Here is a 26,087-nt window from a genome sequence, read left to right as displayed (position 1 = left end):
GTCGTGACTTATCGTTGTAGCCCGCAGCGCGGGCGAAAATGACGTTGTCGCAAGGGCGCCGCCCTACGAGAGTGCTGTCCCGCGGGGGCGGGAAGGGGGGAGTCTAACGTTGCGCCGTTAAACAGAGCCTCACAACGGCGGCGATGCGTTCTCGCACGAGGCCGGACAACGGCGGTGATGGCCGCCTATGCGGCCTGCTGCCGGTCTTAACGCTGGGGGAACGCGGCCGTTACCGATAATACACCGCGACATACTGTCCCTGAATATGTTCGATATGCACCTGGGTATCGAAAACGGCGGCGATTACCGCCGGCGTCATGATCTGAGCCGGCGACCCGCGATGAAGGATAGCGCCATTTTTCATCGCGATAATATGGTCCGCATAGGCGGAAGCAAAGTTGATATCGTGGATGACCAAGACGATCGTTTTCCCTAAAGTATCCGCGGCCTGGCGCAATTGCTTCATCATCCCGACGCTGTGTTTCATATCCAAATTGTTCAGCGGCTCATCCAGAAGGACATACTCGGTATCCTGACATAGCACCATAGCGATGTAGGCCCGTTGACGCTGGCCGCCGGAAAGTTCATCCAGATAGCGGTGCTGTAGCGGTGTCAGCTGCAAAAACGCCAGCGCGGCGTCAATATGACCGCGGTCGACCGCATTGAGCCGCCCCCGTGAATAGGGATAACGACCAAAACCGACCAAATCATAAACCGTCATCCGGCTGGTAAAATGGTTCTCCTGGCGCAGTATGGAAAGCATGGTGGCCAGGGAGGCGCCCGGCGTTGTCGCGACATCGTGACCATCGACGCTCACCCTGCCGCCTTCCGGTGTCAAAAGCCTTCCCATTACCGACAGCAGGGTGGATTTCCCTGCGCCGTTGGCGCCGATAATCGCGGTAATCCCGCCGCGGGGTAAGGTGGCGGTAATATGGTTGAGAACGGGCACATTGCGGTAGTTTTTGACCACCTCATCAATTTCTATCACACCGCCGCCTTTTTGATCAGCAAGTAAAGGAAGAGCGCGCCGCCGACAAATTCAATCACTACGGAAAGCGTACCGGCCATATGCAACAGGCGCTCGAGAATCAGTTGACCACCCACCAGCATTACCACCCCCAGCAACACCACGCCGGGCAGCAAATAGCAATGGCGCCATGACCCTATCAACGAATAGGCCAGATTGGCGACCAGCAGACCGAAAAAGGTCAATGGCCCCACCAATGCGGTAGAGGCCGCCACCAGCAGCGCCACCAGCAGCAGCACCACCGTGACCCGTGGCTGATACGCAATACCCAGGTTAAGGGCGGTATGGCGTCCGAGGGCGATGGCGTCCAGCTCGTGGCGCATACGCCAGACCAGCGCCGCCACGATCACAATAATCACGGCGGCCGCCGCCAAGACGGCGGGCGACGCGCGGGTGAAAGTGGCGAACAGGCGGCTTTGTAAAATGGCGAATTCCCCCGGCGACAGCAGGCGCTGCATTAACGTCGCCAGACTGCGAAATAGCGTGCCGCACACCAGGCCCACCAGCAATACCCGGTGTAAATTGATGCCGACGCCGCCGAGTAGCCAGCGGAACAGCAACCAGGAGAACCCCAGCAGCAGCAGCGTTTCCACCGCGAATTTGCCGCCGGCGCCCAATACCGACAGCCCCTGGACATTGACGAAAAACAGCGTGGCCGTTTGCAGCAAAATGAACAACGCTTCCAGCCCCATCACCGAGGGCGTCAGAATGCGGTTGTGGGTGACCGTTTGAAACAGCAGGGTGGCGACCCCGCCGGCAAACGCCACCAGCAGCAGCGTCGCCAGAATCTGCGCGCGGTGCAGGAGAATATAGCGGACATTACCGTGCAGATTGACGGTCATAAATAACCCGATAAACGCCAGAGCCAGCAGACCCAGCAGCAGCAGGCGCTGCGCCGGTATGCTCAGGCGACGGCGTTGGCGGCAGGCGAGCACCTGCGGTTCAAAAGACGGCTCAGTGCCCATGGCTGTCCGTCCTCATGATCAACAAAAGAAACACGCCGGCGCCTATCACGCCTAAAATGACGCTGGCGGGGATTTCAAACGGGTAACTGATGAGGCGGCCCAGCGTGTCGCACAAAACGACCAGCGCACCGCCGCCAAGGCTCACCCAGGGCAGGGTGCGGCGCAGGTTATCCCCCAGCGCGAGGCTTACGACATTGGGTACAATCAGCCCGAGAAACGGCAACACGCCGACCACCACCACGACTACGCCGCTGACCACCGCGATTATCGCCATGCCGGTGAGCATAATCCGCCGGTAGTTCAGACCGACATTGGTGGAAAAATCGACCCCCAGTCCCGCCACCGTAAAGCGATCGGCGATAAGACCGGCCAGCACGCTGAGCGCGCCAACGATCCACAACAGTTCATAGCGTCCTTGCATCACACCGGAAAAATCCCCTGACTCCCAGCCGGCGAGGGATTGCAGCAAGTCGTACTCCATCGCCAGAAAGGTGGTGACGGCGCCGAACACCGCGCCCAGCATAATCCCGGTCAGCGGGACCATCAGCGGGGATTTCATGCGCATGCGCCCCAACAGCAGCATAAACAGCGCCGTGCCGCCCAGGGCAAACAGCGTGGCGATGCCCATTTTCAGGACAAGCGGGGCGCCAGGCGCGACGATCATCACCAGCAGCAGACCCAGGCTTGCCGATTGCGTGGTGCCGGCGATCGACGGTTCGACAAAGCGATTTTGCGTCAGCATCTGCATGATAAGCCCGGCGACGCTCATGGCGCTGCCCGCCAGCAATAGGGCCAACGTACGCGGTATGCGGCTGAGCAAAAAGATCTCCCGTGCGGCGGGGTCGCGAAACAGCGTCGACGGCGAGACCTGCCCAACCCCGACAAATAAACTGCCGATGATAAGTGCCAGCAGCAGGGTCGCGGCGCTTGAGACGACAAGCGGTTTGGGAAGCGCCAATTAGTGCGCCGCCTGCGGTTGTGCCAGCGCCGCGCTAACCTGGTCCATCAGGCGGCCGTAACTCTGTAGCCCGCCGGCAATGTACAACGACGCGGCGTCCAGATAGACAATGTGCTTATCGCGCCAGGCTCGGGTACGGTGGATAAGGGCATTGTCCAGCACCTGTTGCGCTGACTGACCGTTGGCGCGGCCGATAGCATTATCGCGATCGAGCACGAACAGCCACGCCGGATCCGCCTGTAAAATAAATTCGGCGTTCACGATGAGCCCGTGTGGCCCGGTCTGGTTGAAGTTTGCCGCAGGTTGAAAACCTAATTCGTCATAGAGGAAACCAAAACGCGAACCGGGGGAATAGACGGACATTTTACCGCCGCTTATCATCACCACCATTGCGCTGCCGGCCTGCGCCGTCTGGGTTTTGATTTGCTTGATGCGGGCCTGGAAGTTATCCAGCAGCGTCTTGGCCTGTTGTTGCTTGCCGAAAATCGACGCCAATTGCTCGACGCGCTGGGTCATACTGGCCATAAAATGTTCGGGATCACTATCGAGGGCGATGGTCGGCGCTATTTCGCTCAGCTTGTCATAAGCGTCATGAGCGCGCCCGCCGGCGATGATAAGATCGGGTTTGGCGTTGCTCAGGGCTTCATAGTCCGGCTCAAACAGCGTGCCGGCATTGAGATAGTCATAGCCGGTGTATTTTGCTAGAAACGGTGGCAGGTGACTGCTGGTTTGCGGCACCCCCGCCACGGGAATACCGAGCGCATCGGCATTGTCCAGCACCATCGGGTTCAGAATAATCACCTTTTTGGGATTCAGCGGAACCGTCGTGCTGCCCTGGGCATGGTCGATGGTCAGGGTGGTGACGTGAGTGTCGTCCGCGGGGGCGTTGTCACAGCCGGTGAGCGCCAGGATCGCGCTCAGCAGGGTTAAAGCAAAAACGACAGGTAAACGCATTTTCTCTCCTGAAAAAAATCTGTTACTCCGGTTACGATTAATAATGTTAATGATTCGCATTAGCATCGATTCGCAAATCATACCGGGGTTGCGCCCCGATGACCAGCCACCCTTGCGTAGAGAAATAAGGAATCATTACTCAGCGCCGGCAAACGCGAGCGCGCCGGACGCGAAACCCGAGGGGCAGCCGGTTGGGTCAACGGGCGTGTCGCGGACCGGGGACGATCCGCGAGGTGAACGGGGAAGGGGGGCCGGCTATCGGCCAAGCGACGCGGCCCGGAGCAATCCGCGTGATGAACGGGGGCTGGGCCGCCGCTAACGGGGAAAGCCGCGCGCTGGCCGTCCGCCGCCGGGGGAATGCCCGGCGCGGCCGCGGCGGGTTAGGTGAGGAGAAAGCTCACCAGCATCGACAGCACAAAGGCGGCGCCGACCTGCACGATATTCCGTTTCACGATCTCCGCCGGGCTGATGCCGACAATGGCCGCCACCGCCAGCACGATGCCGGCAATAGGAGAGAGGGTGCGGCCGAACGCGCTGGCGAACTGCATCGGGATAAGGATCGTCGCCATAGGAATACCGGCCACTTTCGCCACCTCGCCGGCCACCGGCGCGAAGGCGTTAAAGGTGGTGCCGGTACCCAGCAAAACCGAGCCTAAGAAAATCAGCGTACTGAAGATAACCACCGTCAGGATCATGGTATGGTTGCCGGTGGGGATCATATTGAACAGGATATTGATCACGCCGATTTTCATCATGCCGTTGGCCAACACCTGGGCGCAGAGAATGATCGACACGATGGCGATAAAGGCTTTACCCATCTGATCGAACAGGGAGGAGACTTTCGCCAGCGACGCTTTGATATTGCGGGTCATGCCCATATCCACCAACAACGACAGGGCGAAAGAAAACAGCAACGCGGAGACGACATCAACGTGAAAACGCAGCCATACCGGAAGAATACCCTCAGATAACTCGGAGAAGATAAACAGTAAAAACATCGGTATGGCGGGCAGCAGGGCGTAAAACGCCGGCACCGGTTTTTTCTCGGTGTTTTTGCCGGCGAGGGGATCGTTGCCTTTCTCGTCGGCGTCTGTGGTTGTAGCTTGCGCAGCGCTTTTGTTGTCCCAATAGCGCAGCATAATCATATGCATCACGGCGATAAACGGAATCATCACCAGCGCCACCGGCAATTGTTCATAAACAAAAAACCCGAACAGATCCACCTTCGCGACTTCTGCTCCGACAATCATACTGGAAGCCGCCGGGCCGAAATCGATACAAACGCCGGAGGCGATAATCGCCGCCACGGATTCTTTGCTGCAACCCACGGTGCGCAATACCGGATACAGCGTCGCCATCATCAACAGCCCCAGGCCGGAGGCGCTGGGGATGAACAGCGACAAGATCTGCATCATCGCATAGCTCAGCCCTAGCAAAATATAGCGGGATTTGACCTTTTGCAGCGGGATGACGCACAGTTCCACCAATTTGTCCGCGGCGCCTATCTCATCCATATAGCGCGAAAATCCGGCGATAACCATGATAGTCAGGCCCAGCCCCGCCGCCTGCTCGCTAAAGGTTTGTTTAACGGCAACAAAGACGTCCAGCAGCGGCGAGCCGGAGCTCTTCGCGGTGATTGTCACCTCAGGCAGCAAATAAGCGGTGGCCAGCAGCAGCGCCATGCCGCCCACCAGCACCACCGCCTGGGCATACCAGCCGGCGGCGATGCCTTTTGCCACCAGGAACAGCACGATAAAAGAGAACACCAGCACGAAGGTATTAACGGAGGCATAGCGATACAGCCATATCAGTAGCGCGACGCCCACCACCGACAACAGGGTGGCGACGGACGCCGGGCCTTTCTTTGCAGCCATCGAAAGTCGCATAACGGGAAAAGCCTCTTAGGGATTACTTAAGCAGGGTGTCAAAATAACAATCGGCCACCCGCTGCGCGTCAACGGCCACGCAAACCTGGGTCATGGACAGATGTTCGCGGCCCTTAAGATGCTCGCCGAAGTAATGCAGCGTCTGGCCTTCGGCCGGTCCTGTCATCACCACCTGCACATTACCCTCGACGGTTTGGTAGTACTCCGGGTGAATGGCGCAAACGAACGCCTGCAAATCATGCGGGCGCATGCCGTCCAAACCGTAGCGGGCTTTCGCGTAGGCGATGTAGTGGCCGATAATGCGATGCAGCAGCTGATTATGCGGATTGGCATGCTGCTCCAGCCGGCGCAGCCGCGCATTATCGAGCAAGACCTCATGCGTGACGTCCAGGCCGACCATGGTCAACGGCAGGCCGCTGTTGAACACGATTTGCGCGGCGTGCGGATCGCGGTGAATATTCGCTTCGGCCACCGGGGATTTGTTGCCAAAATGCGCGTTGCGCAGCGTGGTACCGCCCATGATAACCACGCTTTTAACCAGCGGCACGATAGCGGGATCGAGCCGGCACGCCAGCGCCAGATTGGTCAGCGGACCGACGGCGATGAGGGTAATGTCGCCGGGATTGGCGCGCACGGTATCGATAATAAATTGCGCCGCAGGGCGGGGGTCTAATTCACCCCGCGGTGCGATATCGAATACGTCCCCCAAACCGTCATTGCCGTGCGCCACCACCGACGGGGGATTGGGGGCGATGATAAGGGGTGTCGCCGCACCGCGCGCCACGGGGCAAGCGATGTCCAGCTTCTCCTTAAGAAACAGGGCATTGCGCGTTGTGACGTCCAGCGTATTGTTGCCGAATACCGTCGTGATGCCGACCAGCGTAATCGCCGGGTTTTCTGCGGCAAAGTGCAAAGCGACCGCATCATCGACGCCCGGATCCGTATCGTAAATGGCCTTGATCATAATTAACCTCTTGGGAGAAATGAATGAAAAAGCGCGCCCTTAGCGCCGTTGCGCCAGGCGCTGTAGCGCCGCCTGATGGCTTGGCATGTTCGCCGCGCCTTCGCGCTCAACGGCTAATGACGCGAAGGCGGCGGCATAGTGCGCGGCCTGCAACAGATCTTTGCCGTTGGCCAGCGAGGCGGCTAATGCACCGTTGAAAGAGTCCCCCGCCCCGGTGGTGTCGACCACCACGGCGGGAAACGCCGGCAGGTGGGTGACATGGCCATTTTCGGCCAGCAGAACGCCCTGGCTGCCCAAGGTAATCAGGACGTTTTTTACGCCATAGGACAAAATGATTTTTGCCGCGCGCGTGGCGCTGTCGATATCGGTGACTTCGATATTCGCCAGCAGACTGGCTTCCGTTTCATTCGGCGTCAAAATATCCACTTTATGCAAATAAGGTTTAATTTCTGGGGAGTAAGGGGCGGGGTTGACGATAACCATTTTATTGAGCGTATGGGCCAGATCGATAATGTTGCCGACCGCGTCAATATTATTTTCGAGCTGCACCAACAGGACGGTAGCGCTATTTAGCTCCGGTAATAATTCGTTGATTTCCTCCGGAGTAATGGTTTGATTGGCGCCGGGGGCAATGGCTATCATATTTTCGCCGTCCTGCTCAGACACGTAAATCACCGCGCTGCCGGTAGGATATTCTGCGGTTTGATACAGCGTATAGGAATCCATACCGGAGGACTTGAAATGATTACGGGCAAATTGGCTGAACTGGTCGGTGCCCACTTTGGCAACGAAATGCACTTTGGCATCGGCATAAAAAGCCGCCATGGCCTGGTTACACCCTTTGCCGCCCGGCCCGAGCGTATTTTCACTGGCGATAAGCGTTTCGCCACTTTTAGGAAAACGCTCGACCCGCGCCACAATGTCGACATTGAATGAGCCGAGTATGCACACCTTACCCCGGCCGGAATGATTTTGCGTAACGCTCATGGCACCGTCCTGACAGCGATTAAGAGTTCGGAATAACGCACTGATATTTCTATTTTCCGCAGCGATAACATTTTCTTTGGCGGTAATGGGCGAAAGCCTGGCGCCGCCGTGGAAGCGAATAATAAGCCCTTCCTGTTCCAGCGACGTCAAATCGCTACGAATGGTTTCACGGGTAACGCTGAGATAGGATGCCAAGAAATTCACCGTCGATCGGCCGTTCTCCCGTATAAATCGATATACGCTCTCGCGTCGCGCTGTTTTGTTTCGCATCGTTATCTCCACCCCAGGCAGTATCAGCAATTGCCGTTAGAAAAACTGTGAACAGTCCCAACTTAAACCGCGGCAAACAAAAAAACAAAAATTTTAATTCCCCGCCGCTGTCAAGGCGCGGCTCCGATAAAAGCGTTAGCGATTAAAGGCGTCATTTACGCGAATAGGGCGGCGCGAACCGCGACGGCGATTATGACGATAGGCGGCGCGTCGAGGTGGGACCGGTCTTTGCTGAGAAGGGTGCCGTCGGGCGGGATAAGGGACAACGTCGGGCGAAAAATGAAGGATACCGTGCGGGGAAAGGGACTACGCGGGGCGAGAAAGGAAGGATGCCTGCGGGGAAAGGGACAATGCCGGAAAGAAACGCGAGATGTCGGGCGGAAAATGGCTACCGGGCGGGAAGAGAAAGGGCACCGGCGGCCAGGCGCTGCCGAGTAGGACGACGAGGGGAATAGCCCTCACGGCGTCAGAGCGGAGGGTTTGGGTTATTTTTACGGAGATTGACGGCTTAATTCATTCTCTCCCATTGCACGCCACGTCGCCGCCAATATATGCGCGAGGCACCTCACTTTTTTACCGCTGGGATGGACGTTGGTGGTCAGCGCCCGCGTCACCATGTGGCCACTTTTTAATATTTACAGCGCGCTACCGCTTTGTTTAGATGAGACTCAACCCGTCGTCCCCCTAGTAGCGAGCGGAAAGCCATCATGATGAAAGCTCTGACTGAGCGGCAACTTAACATCTTAAAACAGTTGATATCCCATAATAGTTATCTGAGCCTGAGCCACCTGTCGGCTAAAACCGCTATTGCCACGCGGACAATTCGTCGAGATATCGCCGACATTAATGATAAATTGCGCACGCAAGGCATTCAGCTGGTTGGGAAGAATGGGCGCGGGATCACAATTAAATTCGCCGACGTGGAATCGGAAATTGCCGCCCGGCGCCTGTTTTTTAGCGAAAATGATGACTTCCATAGCAATGTAAGAACGTTGAAAATTGCCTCGGATCTCTTAATGCTGTCTCCGCACAGTAGTTCAATAAGTGAACTGGCGGATAAATATTTTATTAGCCGCGCGTCTATCGTCAATGATCTCAAAACGCTGGAATCCTGGTTGCAGCGATTTGACCTTAAATTAATGAAGAGCCGAGCGGGAACCTGTATTAAAGGGTCGGATTATAATATCCGCGTTGCCATGAAAGCGTTAGTACTGAAGTCCATTTATGCGCATCAGGATACGATGGAAAGCCGGCTTGACGATGGGACGCTACGCGAACTTTCGGGAAAGTTTGGCGAGCAGGCTGTCCATTTTACCTTGCAACTTATTAGCTTTATTGAACAACAGCTGAATTATATTATTAGCGATCCGTATTATATTAATTTGTTCACCCATATCCTGGTGCTAATCCACCGCAGTCAATCGCCGCTGTCGCGCACCGACGCGCGTCCCGTGCGGGTCAGCGTCAACGACGCACACGCCTGGCGCGTTTCCCTGGCGGTGATTGAACGCATTGAAGCGGCCTACCATACTGCGCTGGTGGCGGAGGAAGCTTACTCCATTTATCAATATTTGGTGTCGTCGGGCCAGGCGGGCGGCGAGACTTCGCCCCATGCCGAACGGCCGGTCTCTGAACGTGAAACGTTGTTCGCGCAGGCGCTGGTCGATCGCGTGTCGCAGCGCATCAATGTGGCGATAACGCTGGACAAAAATCTGCTCCGGGCATTGTCCTCCCACATCAAGCCGATGCTGAACCGGCTGACTTATCGTATCCGTATCAAAAATCCGCTGCTGCATGAGATCAAAACGGAACTGGGCAGCGTCTTTACCGCCGTGAAGGCCGTGATCAATGAACTCTGCCGGGAAGATGCGCTGGGTGAAATCAATGATGATGAAGTCGCCTACCTCACGGTTCATCTTCAGGCGGCGATCGAAAACAGCATCAAAGTGAAACGCGTATTGCTGGTGTGTTCAAGCGGCCTGGGCACCTCTCAGCTTTTGTCCGGGCGCATTAACCGTGCTTTTCCCGACTGGAAAATTATCGATATCGTTCCCGGGAAAAATATCGCCGAATCCCTGCGGCGCCATGAGTGCGATATGGTGATTTCCACCATTCGTCTGGAGCCGTTGGCAAAGCCGGTGGTGTACGTCTCGGCTTTATTTTCGGCGAAAGATATCGCGCGGGTTACGGAATGCCTGGTATCCGATTCAACTATAACCCAGAAGGGAGAAATGCTATGACTACCGCTGTCGCCATAAATGACGTGTTGCAGGAAGAATGTATTATTCTCGATGCCGACTGTCAGACCAAAGAGCAAATTATCTCGCTACTGACGGACCTATTATGCCGCAGCGGTGCGATTACCCATAAAGACGTGTTTCTCAACGATGTCTATCTACGCGAGGAACTGGGCTCTACCGGCTTTGAAAACCATATTGCCATCCCCCACGGTAAATCTGCCGCGGTGGCCAAAACCCGTATCGCCGTCGGGCGATTGCGACAGAATATTCCCTGGGAAACCATCGACGGCACACAGGTGCGCCTGGTGATATTATTCGCGGTGAAAGAATCGGATAAAAATGCAGGCCATATAAAAATGCTGGCGAAAATTTCTATGGCCTTAGGGGATGAAGAGGTCGTGGAAAAACTATTAAGCGTACCGCGACGGGAGGAGATGTATGCCTTATTACTTGCCCATTCGGGTGCATAACAATACATAACTTATCAACTGAATTACTCGCCTGCGCGGTGTCAAGAGAGCGGCGGTTTAGCGCTCGCCCGTTACTTTACAGGGTAAAGGGGGGCGTGCGCCTATGCAGCCCGCCAGAAAATGATAAATAAATAAAATCGTTTCCTTATTATTTGGAGAACGTACATGAACATCATTGCTATTACCGCCTGTCCGACGGGGGTTGCCCATACCTATTTAGCCGAAAGCAATCTGAAAAAAGCGGCGTTGAAATTGGGTCTGCCGCTGTTGGTGGAAACCCAAGGTGCCGTGGAAAGCGACTATTTCTTTACACAAGAGGACATCCAACGGGCCGATGTGGTGTTAATTGCCGCGGACAAAACTATCGATAGGTCGCGCTTCGCCAATAAAAACGTTATCGATGTTTCCGTTACCCGGGCGGCCAAAGACGCCGAAGGGCTGCTGAAGGCCGTACTCAGCGGGGAATTGGTGCCGCATCGGCTGCCGGCGGACGCAGGGGAAGACGCCGGCGCGGGCCGCGAGGACGCCGCGCCGCGCTCATTCATTGCGCAGGTCTACGTGCATTTGATTACCGGGGTCAATCTGATGATTCCGTTTGTCATCGCCGGCGGCATCCTTATCGCGCTGAGTTTCTCTTTCGGCATCACGGCGGCGACGCCGGGGGATGCGCATTTCAGCCCGATCGCCAAAATGCTGTCCGATATCGGCGGCGGCTCGGCCTTTGCGCTAATGCTGCCGATTCTGTCGCTGGGGATAAGCCAGTCGATCAGCGGCAAAATGGGCATCGTCGCAGGTGCGGTGGGCGGCATGATGGCGATCCATACCGGCTCAGGTTTTCTGGGGGCGCTTATCGCCGGTTTTTTAGCGGGGTACATTACCTTACTCATCGTCAACTACATCCACTTGCCGAAAGCCGTGGCCGGGCTAAAACCCATCTTGATCGTGCCGCTGTTGAGTGTACTGCTCACCGGCGCCCTCATGGCGCTAATGATCGGCGAGCCGATTAAAATCCTGCTGGGCTGGCTGACCGCATTCCTTAACTCTCTCGGCAATGCAAATTCCGCCCTTCTCGGTTTGCTGTTCGGCATGATGGTGGCGTTCGATATGGGCGGGCCGCTAAACAAGACGGTTTGTATGTTTGCCATCGGCTTGATGTCGAGCGGCATCTACGGACCGATAGCCGCCTGCATGGCGGCGGGCATGGTGCCGCCCCTCGGGATCGCGCTGGCGACAACCTTGTTTCGGCGCAAATTCACCGAGCAGGAGCGCGAAACCGGCAAGGTCACCTATATCCTCGGCCTGTCGTTTATCACCGAAGGCGCTATCCCGTACGCCGTCGCCGATCCGCTGCGGGTGATCCCCGCCATTGTCGCGGGCTCCGGCCTGGCGGGCGCGCTGTCGATGATGCTGGGCTGCGCTTCCCAGGCGCCGCACGGCGGCATTTTCGTGATCTTCATTCCGAACGTTATTACGCATGTTGCAGGCTACCTGTTGGCGATTGCCGCCGGCAGCGTGCTTACCGCGCTCATCTTGCTGTGCATTAAAAAAGACGTTTCCGTTCCCGTTAAACAAGGATAATACCCATGCTTTACACTATGAAAGATTTGCTCAAAGTGGCCCAGGAACATCAATTTGGCGTGGGCGCGTTCAATATCGCCAGCGCCGAATTCGCCCGGTTGGCGGTTGAAACGGCGGAAGAACTGGCTTCGCCGCTGATTCTTGAAATTCATCCGGATGAAATGGCGTTTACCGGCGCGGAGTTTATCGGCTATCTGCGCACGTTAGCCGTCCAGGCGCGTGTCCCGGTGGTTATCCATTTGGATCACGGCCGTACGCTGGAGGAGGTGATGAAAGCAATTTACGCCGGTTTTACCTCGGTCATGATCGACGCCTCCGCGCAGCCGTTCGAGCAGAATATCGCCCTCACGCGCCAGATAGTCGACATTGCCCATACGCTGAATATCTCCGTGGAAGCCGAGCTGGGCACTATCGGTATGATGGCGGGCAGCGCGGAAGGGGGCAGTGAGCAAATCCTGTATACCGACCCTGAGGAGGCGGCGATTTTCGTGCGTGAAACCGGCGCGGATACATTGGCGGTCGCGATTGGCACCTCGCATGGGCTCTACCCGCACGGCAAGCAACCGAAACTGGATATCGCCCGTTTACGGCAAATTCGCCAGGCGGTTACCCTCCCGCTGGTGCTGCACGGCGGGTCGGGCAATAAGGACAGCGAAGTGGCGGAGGCGATCCGCATGGGCGTGGGGAAAATCAATATCTCCAGCGACATGAAAAAAGCCTTCTTCGTGGCGCTAGAGGAGGAGTTGAAACAGGGCGGGCATGAACCTAACGCGCTGTTCATCAAGCCGATGCAGGCGGCGAGCGCGGTCGTAGCGGCCAAGATGGCGCTGTTCGGCTCGGTGGGCAAAGCGGCGCTTTACCGTTAACGGGGCCGATCGCCGCTTAGCGCCGCCGGCAAGCGGCGGCGCAAGCGGATGATGCGGCTTAGGGCGGCGGCAAGCGTGGGGCCGGGGCCGCCGGGGTTGGCGGGGTGAATTCGACCTGAAACCGGGCGCCGGGTTCGGCGTTGTGCGCCGAGAGCGTCCAGGCATGGGCGCCCGCGATCTGTAGGCAAATCGCCAGCCCCAGCCCCGTGCCGCCGCCGTCGGATGCCTGACCGCGCCAATAGCGGCGAAACAGCATCGGCAGGTCCCGCGCGGGAATGCCCGGACCGTGGTCGCGCACCGACAGCCCACGCGCCGTCAGCGCCACTTCGACGCGGCTGCCCCATGGCGCATGCTGAATCGCATTTTCCAACAGGTTGCGCAGCAGAATAAACAGCGCGCCGCGATCGGCGTGGATCGGGCAGGCCGACAGCAATTGTGGCGCCTCGAACGTCACGCCGCGGCTTTGCGCCAGGCGCTCGAGTTTGTCGATGGCGTCCCGTGCCACCGCGGCGGCGTCCGTCGCCGCCATCGTATAATTGTGCGCCTCGCTGCACTCCGCCAATTGCAACAGCTGCTGTACCTGGCGGGACATGCCGTCGATATCCGCCATCAGCGTATCCCGGTCGGGCGACGTCCCTAACTCGATTGTGCCGCGCATCAGCGCCAGCGGCGTTTTCAGCTCGTGGGCCACGGTCGCCAGGAACTCCTGCTGCACGTGGTAGCCGACGGCCAATCTCTCCAGTGCGGCATTCAGGGCGTTTATCATCGGCAGCAGTTCGCTGGGCATGCCTTGGGTCGACAGGCGGGTGTGCAGATTGCCGGGGGCGATGCTCGCGGCGGCCTGTGAGGCGGCGTGCAGGGGTTTGAGCACGCGATTGACGGTATAAAACACAATAATAATGAACACCGCTAGCGCGAAGAGGGTAGTGGCCAGCGCCACTTCGCGCGCGTTGTCGCCGTCATTATGGGTTAGAGCCTGCTGGAAGCGTTCACTGCGCGCGATCTGCACATAATAGTGCCCCTCGGGCCGCGTCAAAGGGAACGTCGCGACATGCAGCAATTGCCCGTCCTGCGTCATATCAAAACGGGTCAGAGTGGGATCGAAACCCATCCCGGGCAGCGTCAGCGCCTGGGCCTGCGGCTCAGCGGGGAGCAGCACCTGCCCCTGCGCGTCCAGCACGCGGTACAACACGTCTTGTTTTAATGCGGCGAAGGCGCTGCCCAGGCCCGTGGGCAAATCAAGCGCAACGGGGCGGCCGGTGGCGTCATACACCAGTCCGTCGCTGACGTGCGTGGCGTTGGAGCGGAAATCGGCTTCAAGCAGTAGCCGCGGAAAATGGGTCATCAACAGGTAGGTCAGAAGGGCGATGCACGCCATGGTGACCATCAGCGCGAGCGTGGTTGCCACCAGCAGCCGGGCGGTGAGGCTATTGGCTTTCATGGCTGGCCTGCAGCGCAAACCCCTTGCCGCGCAGATTGACAATTTGCGCCACGGAGCCGACCGCGGCGATCTTGCGCCGTAGCCGGTGCACGGCGACATCCAGGGCGTTGGGCGTCACGCCTTCACCAAGCCCCCAGGCCGCGGCCTCCAGCCGGCCGCGGCTGACCACCTGGCCGGCCGCCTGCACCAGCGCCAGCAAAATTTGCATCTCGGCCGGCGGTAAGGTCGCCGACGCCTTGCCCTGTTTCATACAACCCTGATCGGGCAGCACGGTGATACCGGCAAACGCTGGCGTCAGGCTGGTCAACACGAGCGGTCGGCGCATTAAGGCGCGCACCCGTGCGACGCACTCTTCCAGCGAAAACGGTTTGGCAAGATAATCGTCGGCGCCGGACTCAAGTCCTTCAATGCGGTCATTGATGGCGTCCCGCGCCGTCACCATCAGGCAGGGAACGGCCACGCCGCGCGCGCGCAGTCGTTTCACCAAATCCAGGCCGTCGCCGTCGGGCACGCTGCGATCGACGACGATAATGGCATAAGCCCCTTGCGTAATGGCCTGCCAGGCGTGTTCGATGCGGCCGAACACGTCGGCCTGGATGCCGGCATTGGCGAGGGCCCGGCAGATAAGCATCGCCATGCGCGCATTATCTTCCAGCAGCGCCACCCGATTGGTTGACATAGTTTCACTCAAAGCGGTAGATGTAGCCCAGGCGCAGCGAAGGAGATGCATCGTGTTCGACCAGGGGACTGTCGGTGACGCCAGAGCCCCAATAGCGCACGCCGACGTCGAGCAACAGATGCTGATGCCGGGTAAGCGCGTAGTCCATTCGCACGCCGCCGTTTACGTTGGTGCTGGCCTTACCGTCGTAGGCCGGGCGATCGGGCCGGCTTTCGCTGTCTTTGACGCCGAAGTAGTAATCGACATCCTTGCGGTCCGCGCGCTGCACTTCGATATAAGGTGTAAAGTGTAAGTCGCTATCATAATCGAATGTGCGCTCGACGGCGACCGTTACGCGGTTGCCTTTACTGTCATTGGTGGCGCGCAGCCATTCCAGCGAGACATCGGCGAAAGGACTGTGCCAGGTGGTGGCCAGACCCAGCGCGAGCCCGCCTTTTCGCTCCGCCATACCGTCTAGATAGTCGGCGTCCGAGGCTTTATAGCCGTCGCCCAGGCGATATTGCGCCCGCAGCGAGAAATCCACCGGTCCGGCGGCGGGAAGTTTGGCGTCCAGGGTGGTGCCAAAGAAACGCAGGTAACGGTTTTCGTAGTTCAGCAGCGGCAGCACGCCGAGGTCGGTGCCGACGCCCCGGTAGGGACTGCGTTTCACGCTCCCCCCCAGACCCAGGCCCCAGTGCGACGCGTCTTGCGACGCGGACGGGTCGCCGTTCTCCTCGGCGCCATGGGCCGGCAGAGCGCCGGCGCCGGTAATCATCATAACGGCCAGCCAGCGGCGTGAATTTGCGCGAGAAAGTAACATGATTTCCTCAATCCCTGTTCCAAAAAGCCGATTATCCTGTGGCTTTCCTTACCGGTTTCTTACTCGTGCAGTGTAAAGGTAAATTGAGGATCGCACCCTGCGCGCGGCCGCCGGGCGCGCGGGCGGCGGCGCGTCGTTAGCCGGCGGCCCAAACCGGCTGGCGCCAGCCGAGGCGGATTTCCACCTGCTCGGCGCTGCGACGCACGCGGTTGGCCAAATCCAGCTCGGTCTGCGCCACTTTATTGGCCGGCACCACAATCGACATGGTGGCATGGCACACGCCGGCGCCATCGCAGATGGGTGAGGCGATACAGGCGACGGAAAAATCAGATTCTCCCACCTGCACCGATAATCGATTTGCCAGGGCCTCCGCCGCGCTGGCCGACAATACGGCCGCGTCGGTTTCGGCGCTGCCGGTGGGTGATGCCTGCGCCGACCGCTGAAACAGCGCCAGACGGGCCGGCGGCGGCAGATGCCCGGCCAGCAGTCGACCCGACGCCGACCAATTTAAGGGAATGCGGGTCCCCACGCGGGAACTGACCTGGAAATGATCGCGCCCCTCGGCCATTGCCAGCACCACCATCTTGTCGTCATCGCGGCCGCAGATTTGCACCGTTTCGCCGCACAGGGCGCTCAGGGCCAGCATTTCCTCGCTGGCGACATTGAGCAAGTTGAGGTTGCGGGCGTAGGTCAGACCATAATGATACAGGCGCGCGCCAAGCCAGACAGCCCCGTTTTCCTGGCGTTCCAGCAGGTTTTTCGCCACCAGATCGTCCACCACCGCATAAATGGTGGACAGCGGCGCCCCGACGCCCTTGGCCACTTCGTAGGAGGTGGCGGGATGCTGTTGCCGCTGTAGCCAGTCGAGAATTTGCAGCGCGCGCTCGACGCCGCTGGTGCGTACGCGGCGCTTCGCGCTATCAAGGGCGGGTATCAATGCCGATTTGCTCATGGATGCCTCCTATGGGGAAACGGCCCGCGCGGCCGGTTAATCGGGCCAGCGGGTAATGGTCGCCTGCTGTGCCAGCATGCGTTCGCCAAAGGGGGTGATCACCGGCGACGACGCTTGCTGCGCCAGCGTCAGCTCCGCGCGGACTCGCGCCAGCACCTGGTGCTCCTGCCCGTCGTGCAAATTACAGGGATCGAGATAGAAAAAGCCGTGCTCCACCAGGTGATCGCGCACAATCACCGGCGTCGGGCCGGCCGCCAGCGCGTCGGCCAGATCCCAGGCGCTAATGCGCGCCGCCTCGGGTGCGATACTCACCTTCAGCCGATGCAGCGGGTTGGCGGTGGGGTCCGCCTCGCTGACCACGCTAACACCCGGCAGGTCGCTCAATCCCTGGCGCCACAGGTCTAGGGCGCGCTGTTCGCGGGCGCGCACGGCGGCATGATCCCGCGTCTCCCAGGCGATAAGCGCGGCGCAGACCCCGGCGATACTCTCTTTCCCCACCTTCATGCCGCGCCCGATGCCGCGATTTTGCAGCCAGGCGTTGCGCACCCGTTGCTTATCGCCGGCCACGATACCGGAGGTGGGACCGCCCAGAAATTTATGGCCGGAATACAGCACGATATCCGCCCCTTGACGTAGAAATTTTTGCAGGTCGTATTCGGACGCGGCGTCGACGATCACCGGGACGCCGTACTGATGGGCCACCTGGCAGAAAACCTCCAGCGGGATTTGGCCGTACTCGACGACGTGATGGGATACCACATAGACCGCCGCCGCGGTGCGTTCATTAATCGCTCCCGACAGGTGATACGCAAAGGCGCTGGTGGCCTGGCCAACGGCAACGACCTTGGCGCCGGTCAGGCGGATGGACTGCGCCACCGGCGCGCCGTAATTCACCAGATGTCCCGCCTGGATAATCACCTCATCTTTCTCGAGCGGCCCGTCCGGCAGGCGCTCGATAGCGGCCAGATTATCGCCGGTCAGACAGCCGGCCACCGCCAGCGAGATCCCCGAGGCGCAGGAGGCGGTAACGAAACCGGCCTCGGCGCCGGTAAGCCGCGCGATGGTGCGGCTGGCGTGGCGCTGCAAATCCGCCATTTCGGTAAATTGCGGCAAAATGCGCGTCATGGCGGCAATAGCTTGCGGCACCACAATAGATGCCCCCAGCGAGGTCATGGTGCCGGAAACATTGATGATCGGCCGCAATGGCCAAGGGGACTGCTGATCGTTGCTGCTCACGGAACTCTCCTTTATGCGGGGCCTGAAGCCTTCCCCTTATTCAAAAGCGATAATCGCCTCGATTTCGACGGTAATCTGATCGGGCAGCGAGGCAAAACCGACGGCGGAACGGGCGTGCACGCCCGGAACGCCAAACACATCGACCATCAGGTCCGAGCAGCCGTTTATCACCTGCGGGTGCGCGTTGAAATCGCTGGCGGCGTTGACCATGCCGAAGAGTTTCACCACCCGGGTGACGCGGCCCAGATCCCCCAGCGCTTCATGGATCACCGCCAGCAGGTTGACGCCGGTGAGTTGGGCGTGGCGGTAAGCGTCGCCGACGCTGACGTCGTGGCCCACTTTGCCGGTATGTTTTACCCCGCCGACTTCCACCGGCCCCTGGCCGGATAAAAACAGCAGGTTGCCGACGATGACATGGGAGACGAAATTCGCGACGGGGGCCGGCGAGGCGGGTAAGGTTATCCCCCTGGCCGCCAATCGCTGATAAGGCGTTGCTGCCGGCGGCAGAGAAGATGAGGCCTGATTCATAACGCGTGCTCCAAAAAAGCGGACCGATTGATTTCCTTATGGCGAAGGCAACTGACCCGATGGCCGTTGCCCAGCATTTCGGGACGGGGCAGGGTATCGGCGCAGCGCGCTTCTGCGTGGGGGCAGCGGGTGCGAAAGACGCAGCCGCTCGGCGGATTGGCCGGACTGGGAATATCCCCCGAGAGCGGGATGCGCTGCCGACGGGCGGCGGGATCCGGTAGCGGCGCGGCGGACAGCAAAGCCTGGGTATAAGGATGCCGCGGCCGCGCATACACTTCGCTACAGGGGCCGCTTTCCATGATGCGTCCCAAATACATGACGATCACTTCATCGCACAAATACTCCACCACGCTTAAATCGTGGGCGATAAACAGCACCGTCAGGCCGAGGGCGCGCTGTAGATCGCCGAGCAGATTGAGCACCTGTGCCTGCACCGACACATCCAGCGCCGACACCGGTTCGTCGGCGACGATAAATTTCGGCTCCACCGCCAGCGCGCGGGCGATGCCGATGCGTTGGCGCTGGCCGCCGGAAAACTCGTGTGGAAAGCGGTCGGCATGCTCCGGCTGTAGCCCCACCAGCGTCAACAGTTCCGCCACCCGCAGCGCGCGCCGGGCGCCGCGGGGAAAACCGCGCGTGTTGAGCGCCTCGCCGATAATGTCGCGCACGCGCAGGCGGGGATTGAGGCTGGAGAACGGATCTTGGAAAATAATCTGCATTTCGCGCCGGTACCGGTTCATCTGGCGGCGGTTAAGACGCAGTAAATCCACGCCTTCAAACATCACGCGGCCGCCGCTGGGCTCAATCAGGCGCAGCAGACTGCGTCCGGCGGTGGTTTTACCGGAGCCGGATTCCCCTACCAGGCCCACGGTGGTACCCCGGCGCAGGCTGAACGACAGGTCCTGCACCGCATACACGTGGGTGCCGTGGCGGGAGGGAAAAGTTTTATACAATCCATCGACCTCTAGCAGAACCGATTGTGGGGCAAGGGTATTCCCCCCTTCATCGCGAGTCATAATTCCTCCCTTCTCAGGCAGCGGGAAAAGGCGTTGCCCCCCACCGGCAGCAGCGCCGGAACTTCTTGCTGACAGGCGGGGAGCCGCAGCGGGCAGCGCGGCGCAAAGGCGCAGCCGGGCGGCAGTTGGCTTAGCGCCGGCACGCTGCCGGGAATGGCGTCCAGCCGCCGGCGTAGCCCGTCGGCGCCGATATCGCGCCGGGGGTTGGGCGTACAGGCCAGCAGGCCGCGGGTATAGGGATGACGCTGATGGCGGAAAATAGCGTCCACCGGCGCATGCTCCACGACCCGCCCGGCATACATCACCACCACGTCATGGGCAATTTCCGCCACCACCCCCAGATTATGGGTAATAAAAACGATGCTCATGCCCAGCTCCGACTGCAGCCGGCGTAGCAAATCGAGGATCTGCGCCTGAATGGTGACGTCCAAGGCGGTGGTGGGTTCATCGGCAATTAATAGCGATGGATTACACGCCAGCGCCATGGCGATCATCACCCGCTGGCGCATACCGCCGGAGAGATGGTGCGGATAATCGTCCAGCCGGGCGCGGGCGGCCGGGATCTCCACGCGCTCAAGCATCATCAGCGCCTGCTGGCGCGCCTGGCGGCGGTCCAGCGGCTGATGCAGGCGCAGCATTTCCGTGATCTGATCGCCCACGGTAAACAGCGGATTCAGGCTGGTCATCGGCTCTTGAAAAATCATGGCGATTTCGGCGCCGCGAATACGGCGATAGGCCTGCGGCGACAGCGTCCGCAGATCCTGTACCTGCTGTTGGCGGTCGCGATAGAGCATTTCACCGCCGCTGACTCGGCCGTTGCGTCCCAAAAGCCCCATAATGGACAGGCTAGTGACGGACTTGCCGGAGCCCGATTCCCCGACGACCGCCAGCGTTTGCCCGCGTTTCAGGCTGAACGTCACGCCATCGACCGGCGTCACCGTTTCATGGCGGCGGGTAAAATGGGTGCGCAGATCCCTGACCGCGAGCAGGGTATCGGCGGCCAGAGTGGCGCTCACGCCTGCCACCCGCAGTGGGGACAGGCGGTCTGCTGTTTCACCTGCGGCCGGTAGCGGCTGGCGGGCCAGGCGCGGGCGCCGATCACCGCATAGCGCGGGTCGAACACCTGGCGCAGAAGGCTTTCCACGCCTTTGGAATCCTTCACCCGCAGCGTCTCGTCCAGCAAGTGGAACAGCGTAAAATTGGCCCGGCTGCCGACGGCCAGCAGGTCGCCGTAAGGGCGGTTGATCGCCCGCCGCGGCGCAATGCCGGCGGCGGTCACCACCTCCGCCAGCGGCATCCCCAGCGACAGCAGTTTGGACAAGGTGGTAGGAAAGTCCCACACCGAACCGTCGAGGGAATGGCCGTGGATATCGGTGGAAATGGTCTGCGGCAGCAATCGGCGGCTGAGCGCCGCGCGCGCCACCTCAAACGAGAAGGATGCGCCGCCGTGGCCGACATCAAGAATGATGCCGCGGTCGCGCGCCTGCTCCACCAGCTGAAACAGATCCTCGTCCTCCAAAATAGAACCGCCGATTTTGCCGTTAAAGCAATGGGTGATGATGTCCCCCTCGCTGAGCAGCCCCAGCACATCGTCGTACAGCGGCAGCGGTTCGCCCACGTGGACCATCACCGGCAGCTTCAGTACCCTGCCGAGTTTCTTCGCCAGTTTCAGCGGCGCCAGGTCCCAACCTTTACTGATAACGCCGCTGGCGCGCACTTTCAGTCCGACGATACGATCGCGGTGGGCGTCTACGGTGGCGGCGATACGGTCGACGTCAATGTCGTTCATGGTCGACAGCTCGCTGATGCGGTTGCAGGCCACCAGGCCGATGGAGCCGATATTTAAAAATGCGAAAATCTCTTCATCGGCGCGGTCGATAATCCATTCGCGCAGCCCGTGAAAATTGGCCTCTCCCGCGGACCCGGCGTCTACCAGCGTCGTGACGCCGCGCGCCACGCCGCACAGCGCCGGCTTGATGGAAATATCGGTGCCGCCGTACCACACGTGGGTATGCAGGTCGGTCCAGCCGGGGGAAATCCAGGCGCCGTCACCGTCGATGATGCGCGTTTGCGGTGGGAGAGCGTTGAGGCTGGACGCGCAGGCCGCGACCCGGCCGTTGGCGCCAATGAGGATATCCCGCGGGGCAGCCGCCGGCGCCGCGGCGTTTTCAAAGCCGATAGGTCGCACTGCGCGCAGCAGCAGCGGGGTCGAGGGGGCATTTTCGGACATCGTCATCAGGCACCTTTTGACAAACGGGGATCGAGAAAATCGCGCAGCGCATCCCCCAGCAATTGCAGGGAGAGCACCGTTATCACGATAGCCAGGCCGGGAAACAGCATGATCCAGGGCGCATCATCCATGTATTGCCGCCCTTGGCTTATCATGGTGCCCCAGGTAGGAATATCCGGTGAAATACCAACGCCGAGAAAGGACAAACCGGCTTCGGCCAGAATGGCGTTGGCGAAAATAAACGTCGCCTGCACCAGCAGCGGCGAGGCGATATTGCGCAAGATATGCCGCAGCAAAATCATCGGCGTGGGTACGCCGAGCGCTTTGGCCGCCTCCACATAGGGCAGCTCGCGCACCACCAGGGTTGAGGCGCGCACCACCCGCGCCAGCCGCGGGGTATAGACCGTGCCGAGGGCGATAATGACGTTGACCGCGGTGGCGCCGAGCGCCGCCACTAGCGCTATCGCCAGCAGAATATCGGGAAAGGCCATCATGGCGTCGATAAGGCGCGAGACCGGCGTATCCAAGCGACGGAAGTAGCCGGCGGCCAGGCCGAGCACGATCCCCGCCAGCGTGGCGAAAACCACCACCGCCGCCCCGACCATCACTGAAGTTTGGCCGGCATACAGCGTGCGGGTAAAGACATCCCGCCCCAGTTCATCGCTGCCAAAGAAATGGCTGACCCCCGGGGCCGATAGCCGGCTCATGATAGACAATTTACTGGGTGAATAAGGCGCTAGCCAGGGCGCGGCCAACGACGTCGCCATAATTACCAGCAGCAGAGCCAGCGCGGCGGCGCAGGCGGGGCGGTTGAGCAACTGCCAGAAGAAATTGTCCCGCCTGGCGGCGGTGGGAACGGCCATCGTCATGAGAAACGCACCCTGGGATCCACCCATAAATACAGCATGTCGATCAGAAAGTTAATCAGCACGTACAGCCCGGAAATCACCAGCAGCGTGCCCTGAATAACCGGATAATCCCGGCGCAGTACCGCCGACACCGTCAGACTGCCGACGCCGGGCAGCCCAAACACCGTTTCGGTGACGATGGAACCGGAGACCAGCAGCGCGGCGGTCAGGCCCAGCACGGTCAGCACCGGAATCAGGGCGTTCTTGAAGGCGTGGCGGATAACCACCCGCCATTCGCTCATCCCTTTGGCGCGCGCGGTGCGGACATAATCATCGTTAAGCACATCAAGCATGCTGGCGCGCGTGAAACGCAAAATAAGCGCCGAGCTGACGGCCCCCAGCGAGACCGCCGGCAGCACCAGATGGTGCAAACGCGTGGCGAAACCGGCCCCGGGGCCGCCATAGCCCGAGGTATCGAACCAGCCGAGTCTGACGGCGAAAAACTGGATCAACAGCAATCCCAGCCAAAACGACGGAATGCTGGCGGTAAGCATCGACACGGTGGTGGTAATCTGATCAAACCAACTGCCCCGGTAATAGGCCGATAGCACGCCAATAGGCAATGCGATGCAGGAGGCTATCACCAGCGCGAATAAGGTCAGGAAAAACGTCGGCTCGGCGCGCTGGTACAGCGCTTCGGTGACCGGGATATTCAAGAAGATCGACTGCCCGAGATTACCCTGCGCGATGCCGCTAAGGTAATGCAGAAACTGCACCGGCAACGGCGCGTTAAGCCCCAGCCGCTCGCGCAGCGCGGCGATGTCGGCGGCGTTGGCGTCGGGACCCAGCATGACCGCCGCCGGATCGCCGGGCGTGACGCGCACGATAATGAACACAATCGTTACCACCAGCGCCATCACCACCAACATGCCGAAAATGCGATTCAAAGCCGATCGAAACACGGGGGATCCTCCGTTCGGTTAAGGCACCCGCCGCCGGATGCCGCACGGGCTGTAGGGGAAACTATTTTTCCAAATAGGCATTCCAGAAGTACGGCCACGGGGAGGGCACCACCGCCTTTAGCTTCGGCGATTGGGCGATGAGGCTATTGAAATCCCCTACCTTGAAGGACGGCACTTCGTTATAGATGGCCTGTTGCACGCCGGCCCACAGGGCGATACGTTTTTGCGGGTCCGACTCGCGGTTGAAGGCGTTCACGGCGGCGTGTTTTGTCTCGCTGCTCCACCAGCCCGGCGAATCATCCGACAACATGCCCGTCAGCGACGGTTCCGGCAGGAAGGGGCTATGGGTAATAAAAATGTCCCATTTGGCAGGGTCGGCGCGGTTTTGCGTCAGCGTGGCCCACTCCACCACGTCCAACTGCACCTTGAAACCGGCCGCTTCCAAATAGGCTTGCGCGACCTGCGCCATCTTGTAATGAAATTCATATTGCCGGCTGGTCAAAATACGAATCGGTTTACCGTCATAGCCCGCCTGCTTCAGCAGCGCGCTGGCCTTGGCGGTATCGCCCATGGGCTTATAGACTTCGGTACCGGCGGTGGTATGCCAGACAAAACCCGGCGGATACATAGCGCCGTCCACGGTAAAGAAATCCGTCGTGCCGAAGGCGGCCATGAGCATATCCTGCGGCGCCAGCGCCGCCTGTACCGCCCGGCGCAGCGTCAGGTTGGCCATCTCCCCCTGGCGCAGATTCATCATGAAAACCGGCCAGCCGAACGGTTTTAGGATCACCGCCTCGCTTTTGCCCTGTTGAATGCGCGCCAGGGACTGCACCGGCAGCGAATCGACATAGGCGAATTGGCCGGAGACCGCACCCTCGACGCGGGTGTTGGCGTCCGGGACCGGCACAAAACGGATCTCGTCAAGGTACTGACGACGCGCGCCGCCATAGCCGTTGGGCTCCCCGCTGCGCGAGGCGTAACCGTCGAAGCGCGCCAGTTGGATATATTGGTCGGGGACGTGGGCCTGAAGCCGATACGGGCCGGTACCGATAAACTCGCTGAGGGGATCTTGGGTGGTCAGACGGGCGGGCAGAATCACCGCCGCCGAATTATTAAGCGCCAACAGCGCAATCAGCGGGGCGAAGGGCTGCTTCAGGACGATTTTAAGACTGAAATCATCGGGGGCGCTCAAGTCGGCCACGACGCTGGCGGTTTGCCGCCCGCGGTTGGCGATACGCATCCAGCGTTCCAGCGAAGCCACCACATCACGGGCGGTCATCTCGCTGCCGTCATGGAATTTCACCCCGTGGCGCAACGCAATCAGATAGGTTTTACCGTCGGGGGAAATGGTGGGCATGCTCTGGGCCAGCAGCGGCACCAGACCCCATTGGCCGTCAAAGGTGTAAAGCGTTTCAAAAATGTGCTGAGAAATGGTGCCGACCAGATCGGCGCTGGAGGCCATGGGATCCAGCGTGGGAGGCTCGCCGATGGTGGCGACATCAATAACGCCGCCTTTTGACGGCGCTGCCAGAGCGCCGCTACTGATAGCGACCGCCGTCAAACACGCCAGCAGGAGAGTTCGCAACTGCTTCGACATTATTTTGCCTCATTCAGTATTACATTATAATGGAATATATGACGTAACTAAGTGATTGCTTTTTTGTAATGACACAGCAGCGAAATATCGTCAACCCTCTTTGTTTTTTAGCTGCGTTTTTTGCCGCCTTTCTCACAGGATTGACTTTATTTCGCTGGCGATTCGTGCCATTTTATCCGTGTCTTTCGGTATTATTGGGCAATATAAGAGGAAAGAAATAGAATCTATCGCTGGTAACTGCGCAAAAAAGCAGCGTTTAATCGTGAATTGTGCTAAAACAGCCCATGCCGGGGGCGATAATTAATTTCGCCACGTCACAAAATTAGCGCGCTGCCGTTGCGCTTTTTCCGTTAAAAATGGGGATGGCGCGTGAAAGTATTAGCGGACAATTAACGCAAGCGGCCCAAAAGCCAATATTGCGTGTTGACAAAAAAGTTTTTTGCCGCCTAGGATGAAAGTCAGCGCCGCGAGGGCGGTTACGGTAACTCTTTGCCTTAATATTCTGATTTTACGTGCCTATTTTATGAGGCTGTTTGCCGGCTATTGCCGCTACGCTAGCGGCGACAGGGTGCGGCAAAATATAAGATTTCATTATCTCATTCCACAATAACAGAATGCATTCAGGCCGCGTTGT

The 26,087-nt window shown here is 59.5% G+C and carries 23 protein-coding genes; 4 read left to right on the top strand and 19 right to left on the bottom strand.

Annotation, left to right across the window (positions count from 1 at the left end; genetic code table 11):
* Positions 1-229 precede the first annotated feature (229 nt).
* The 7 genes from SANT_RS12040 to rbsK all read right to left on the bottom strand — a co-directional run bounded on the left by SANT_RS12040 (position 230) and on the right by rbsK (position 8,011).
* A complete protein-coding gene (locus SANT_RS12040; protein ID WP_025422548.1) occupies positions 230-988 on the bottom strand; it encodes an ABC transporter ATP-binding protein in 759 nt (252 codons plus the stop codon).
* Complete coding sequence (locus SANT_RS12035; RefSeq protein WP_051440168.1) at positions 985-1,992, bottom strand: iron chelate uptake ABC transporter family permease subunit; 1,008 nt, start codon at positions 1,990-1,992, stop codon at positions 985-987. The genes SANT_RS12040 and SANT_RS12035 overlap by 4 nt, the downstream gene beginning before the upstream one ends.
* Positions 1,982-2,908, bottom strand: a complete 927-nt coding sequence (locus SANT_RS12030) for an iron chelate uptake ABC transporter family permease subunit (protein WP_038669663.1) — start codon at positions 2,906-2,908, stop codon at positions 1,982-1,984. The genes SANT_RS12035 and SANT_RS12030 overlap by 11 nt, the downstream gene beginning before the upstream one ends.
* A 42-nt stretch (positions 2,909-2,950) precedes the next feature.
* Positions 2,951-3,904 carry a siderophore ABC transporter substrate-binding protein gene (locus SANT_RS12025; protein ID WP_025422545.1) on the bottom strand — a complete coding sequence of 318 codons (954 nt, stop codon included), beginning with the start codon at positions 3,902-3,904 and terminating at the stop codon, positions 2,951-2,953.
* 380 nt (positions 3,905-4,284) lie between these two features.
* Complete coding sequence (gene dcuC / locus SANT_RS12020; RefSeq protein WP_025422544.1) at positions 4,285-5,778, bottom strand: C4-dicarboxylate transporter DcuC; 1,494 nt, start codon at positions 5,776-5,778, stop codon at positions 4,285-4,287.
* 34 nt (positions 5,779-5,812) lie between these two features.
* Entirely contained in the window at positions 5,813-6,754 is a 942-nt protein-coding gene (locus SANT_RS12015) for a nucleoside hydrolase (protein WP_025422543.1), read from the bottom strand.
* Positions 6,755-6,793: 39 nt separating this feature from the next.
* The gene (rbsK, locus tag SANT_RS12010) at positions 6,794-8,011 is read right to left on the bottom strand and encodes a ribokinase (protein ID WP_025422542.1); all 1,218 of its coding nucleotides are present in this window, start codon (positions 8,009-8,011) and stop codon (positions 6,794-6,796) included.
* 707 nt (positions 8,012-8,718) lie between these two features.
* Between rbsK and SANT_RS12005 the strand changes: the two genes are divergently transcribed.
* The 4 genes from SANT_RS12005 (at position 8,719) to SANT_RS11990 (ending at position 13,165) form a co-directional block, all read left to right on the top strand.
* Positions 8,719-10,251, top strand: a complete 1,533-nt coding sequence (locus SANT_RS12005) for a BglG family transcription antiterminator (protein ID WP_025422541.1) — start codon at positions 8,719-8,721, stop codon at positions 10,249-10,251.
* Positions 10,248-10,721: a PTS sugar transporter subunit IIA gene (locus SANT_RS12000; protein WP_025422540.1), complete on the top strand. Its 474-nt coding sequence runs from the start codon at positions 10,248-10,250 to the stop codon at positions 10,719-10,721. Before SANT_RS12005 ends, SANT_RS12000 begins: the two co-directional genes overlap by 4 nt.
* A 165-nt stretch (positions 10,722-10,886) precedes the next feature.
* On the top strand, positions 10,887-12,299 hold the full coding sequence (locus SANT_RS11995) for a PTS fructose transporter subunit IIC (RefSeq protein ID WP_025422539.1): 1,413 nt from the start codon (positions 10,887-10,889) through the stop codon (positions 12,297-12,299).
* Between the two features lie 5 nt (positions 12,300-12,304).
* Entirely contained in the window at positions 12,305-13,165 is an 861-nt protein-coding gene (locus tag SANT_RS11990; RefSeq protein WP_025422538.1) for a ketose-bisphosphate aldolase, read from the top strand.
* A gap of 58 nt (positions 13,166-13,223) precedes the next feature.
* Here the strand turns inward: SANT_RS11990 and SANT_RS11985 are convergent, their stop codons facing one another.
* The 12 genes from SANT_RS11985 to SANT_RS11930 all read right to left on the bottom strand — a co-directional run bounded on the left by SANT_RS11985 (position 13,224) and on the right by SANT_RS11930 (position 25,453).
* Entirely contained in the window at positions 13,224-14,606 is a 1,383-nt protein-coding gene (locus tag SANT_RS11985; RefSeq protein ID WP_025422537.1) for a sensor histidine kinase, read from the bottom strand.
* Positions 14,593-15,285 (bottom strand): response regulator transcription factor, encoded by a 693-nt coding sequence (locus tag SANT_RS11980; RefSeq protein WP_025422536.1) that lies wholly within the window; start codon positions 15,283-15,285, stop codon positions 14,593-14,595. The genes SANT_RS11985 and SANT_RS11980 overlap by 14 nt, the downstream gene beginning before the upstream one ends.
* Positions 15,286-15,289: 4 nt before the next feature.
* Entirely contained in the window at positions 15,290-16,084 is a 795-nt protein-coding gene (locus SANT_RS11975) for a MipA/OmpV family protein (RefSeq protein WP_025422535.1), read from the bottom strand.
* A 136-nt stretch (positions 16,085-16,220) separates the two neighbouring features.
* Positions 16,221-17,036, bottom strand: a complete 816-nt coding sequence (locus SANT_RS11970; RefSeq protein ID WP_025422534.1) for an IclR family transcriptional regulator — start codon at positions 17,034-17,036, stop codon at positions 16,221-16,223.
* Between the two features lie 36 nt (positions 17,037-17,072).
* Positions 17,073-18,272, bottom strand: coding sequence for an aminotransferase class V-fold PLP-dependent enzyme (locus SANT_RS11965; RefSeq protein ID WP_025422533.1), 1,200 nt, complete (start codon positions 18,270-18,272; stop codon positions 17,073-17,075).
* Positions 18,273-18,308: 36 nt separating this feature from the next.
* On the bottom strand, positions 18,309-18,800 hold the full coding sequence (locus SANT_RS11960) for a RidA family protein (RefSeq protein ID WP_025422532.1): 492 nt from the start codon (positions 18,798-18,800) through the stop codon (positions 18,309-18,311).
* Complete coding sequence (locus SANT_RS11955) at positions 18,797-19,816, bottom strand: ABC transporter ATP-binding protein (protein ID WP_025422531.1); 1,020 nt, start codon at positions 19,814-19,816, stop codon at positions 18,797-18,799. Before SANT_RS11955 ends, SANT_RS11960 begins: the two co-directional genes overlap by 4 nt.
* Positions 19,813-20,832 (bottom strand): ABC transporter ATP-binding protein, encoded by a 1,020-nt coding sequence (locus tag SANT_RS11950; protein ID WP_025422530.1) that lies wholly within the window; start codon positions 20,830-20,832, stop codon positions 19,813-19,815. Before SANT_RS11950 ends, SANT_RS11955 begins: the two co-directional genes overlap by 4 nt.
* Positions 20,829-22,052 carry an amidohydrolase/deacetylase family metallohydrolase gene (locus SANT_RS11945; RefSeq protein WP_200867246.1) on the bottom strand — a complete coding sequence of 408 codons (1,224 nt, stop codon included), beginning with the start codon at positions 22,050-22,052 and terminating at the stop codon, positions 20,829-20,831. The genes SANT_RS11950 and SANT_RS11945 overlap by 4 nt, the downstream gene beginning before the upstream one ends.
* Positions 22,052-22,915 (bottom strand): ABC transporter permease, encoded by an 864-nt coding sequence (locus SANT_RS11940; protein WP_148296280.1) that lies wholly within the window; start codon positions 22,913-22,915, stop codon positions 22,052-22,054. The genes SANT_RS11945 and SANT_RS11940 overlap by 1 nt, the downstream gene beginning before the upstream one ends.
* A complete protein-coding gene (locus SANT_RS11935) occupies positions 22,912-23,856 on the bottom strand; it encodes an ABC transporter permease (RefSeq protein WP_025422527.1) in 945 nt (314 codons plus the stop codon). The genes SANT_RS11940 and SANT_RS11935 overlap by 4 nt, the downstream gene beginning before the upstream one ends.
* A 61-nt stretch (positions 23,857-23,917) precedes the next feature.
* Positions 23,918-25,453, bottom strand: coding sequence for an ABC transporter substrate-binding protein (locus SANT_RS11930; RefSeq protein WP_051440167.1), 1,536 nt, complete (start codon positions 25,451-25,453; stop codon positions 23,918-23,920).
* Between the last annotated feature and the right edge of the window lie 634 nt (positions 25,454-26,087).

The sequence above is a fragment of the Sodalis praecaptivus genome (genome assembly GCF_000517425.1).
GTDB lineage: Bacteria > Pseudomonadota > Gammaproteobacteria > Enterobacterales > Enterobacteriaceae > Sodalis_A > Sodalis_A praecaptivus.
The sequence above is the reverse complement of the archived record's forward strand: the minus strand, read 5'-3'. Positions and strand labels throughout refer to the sequence as shown.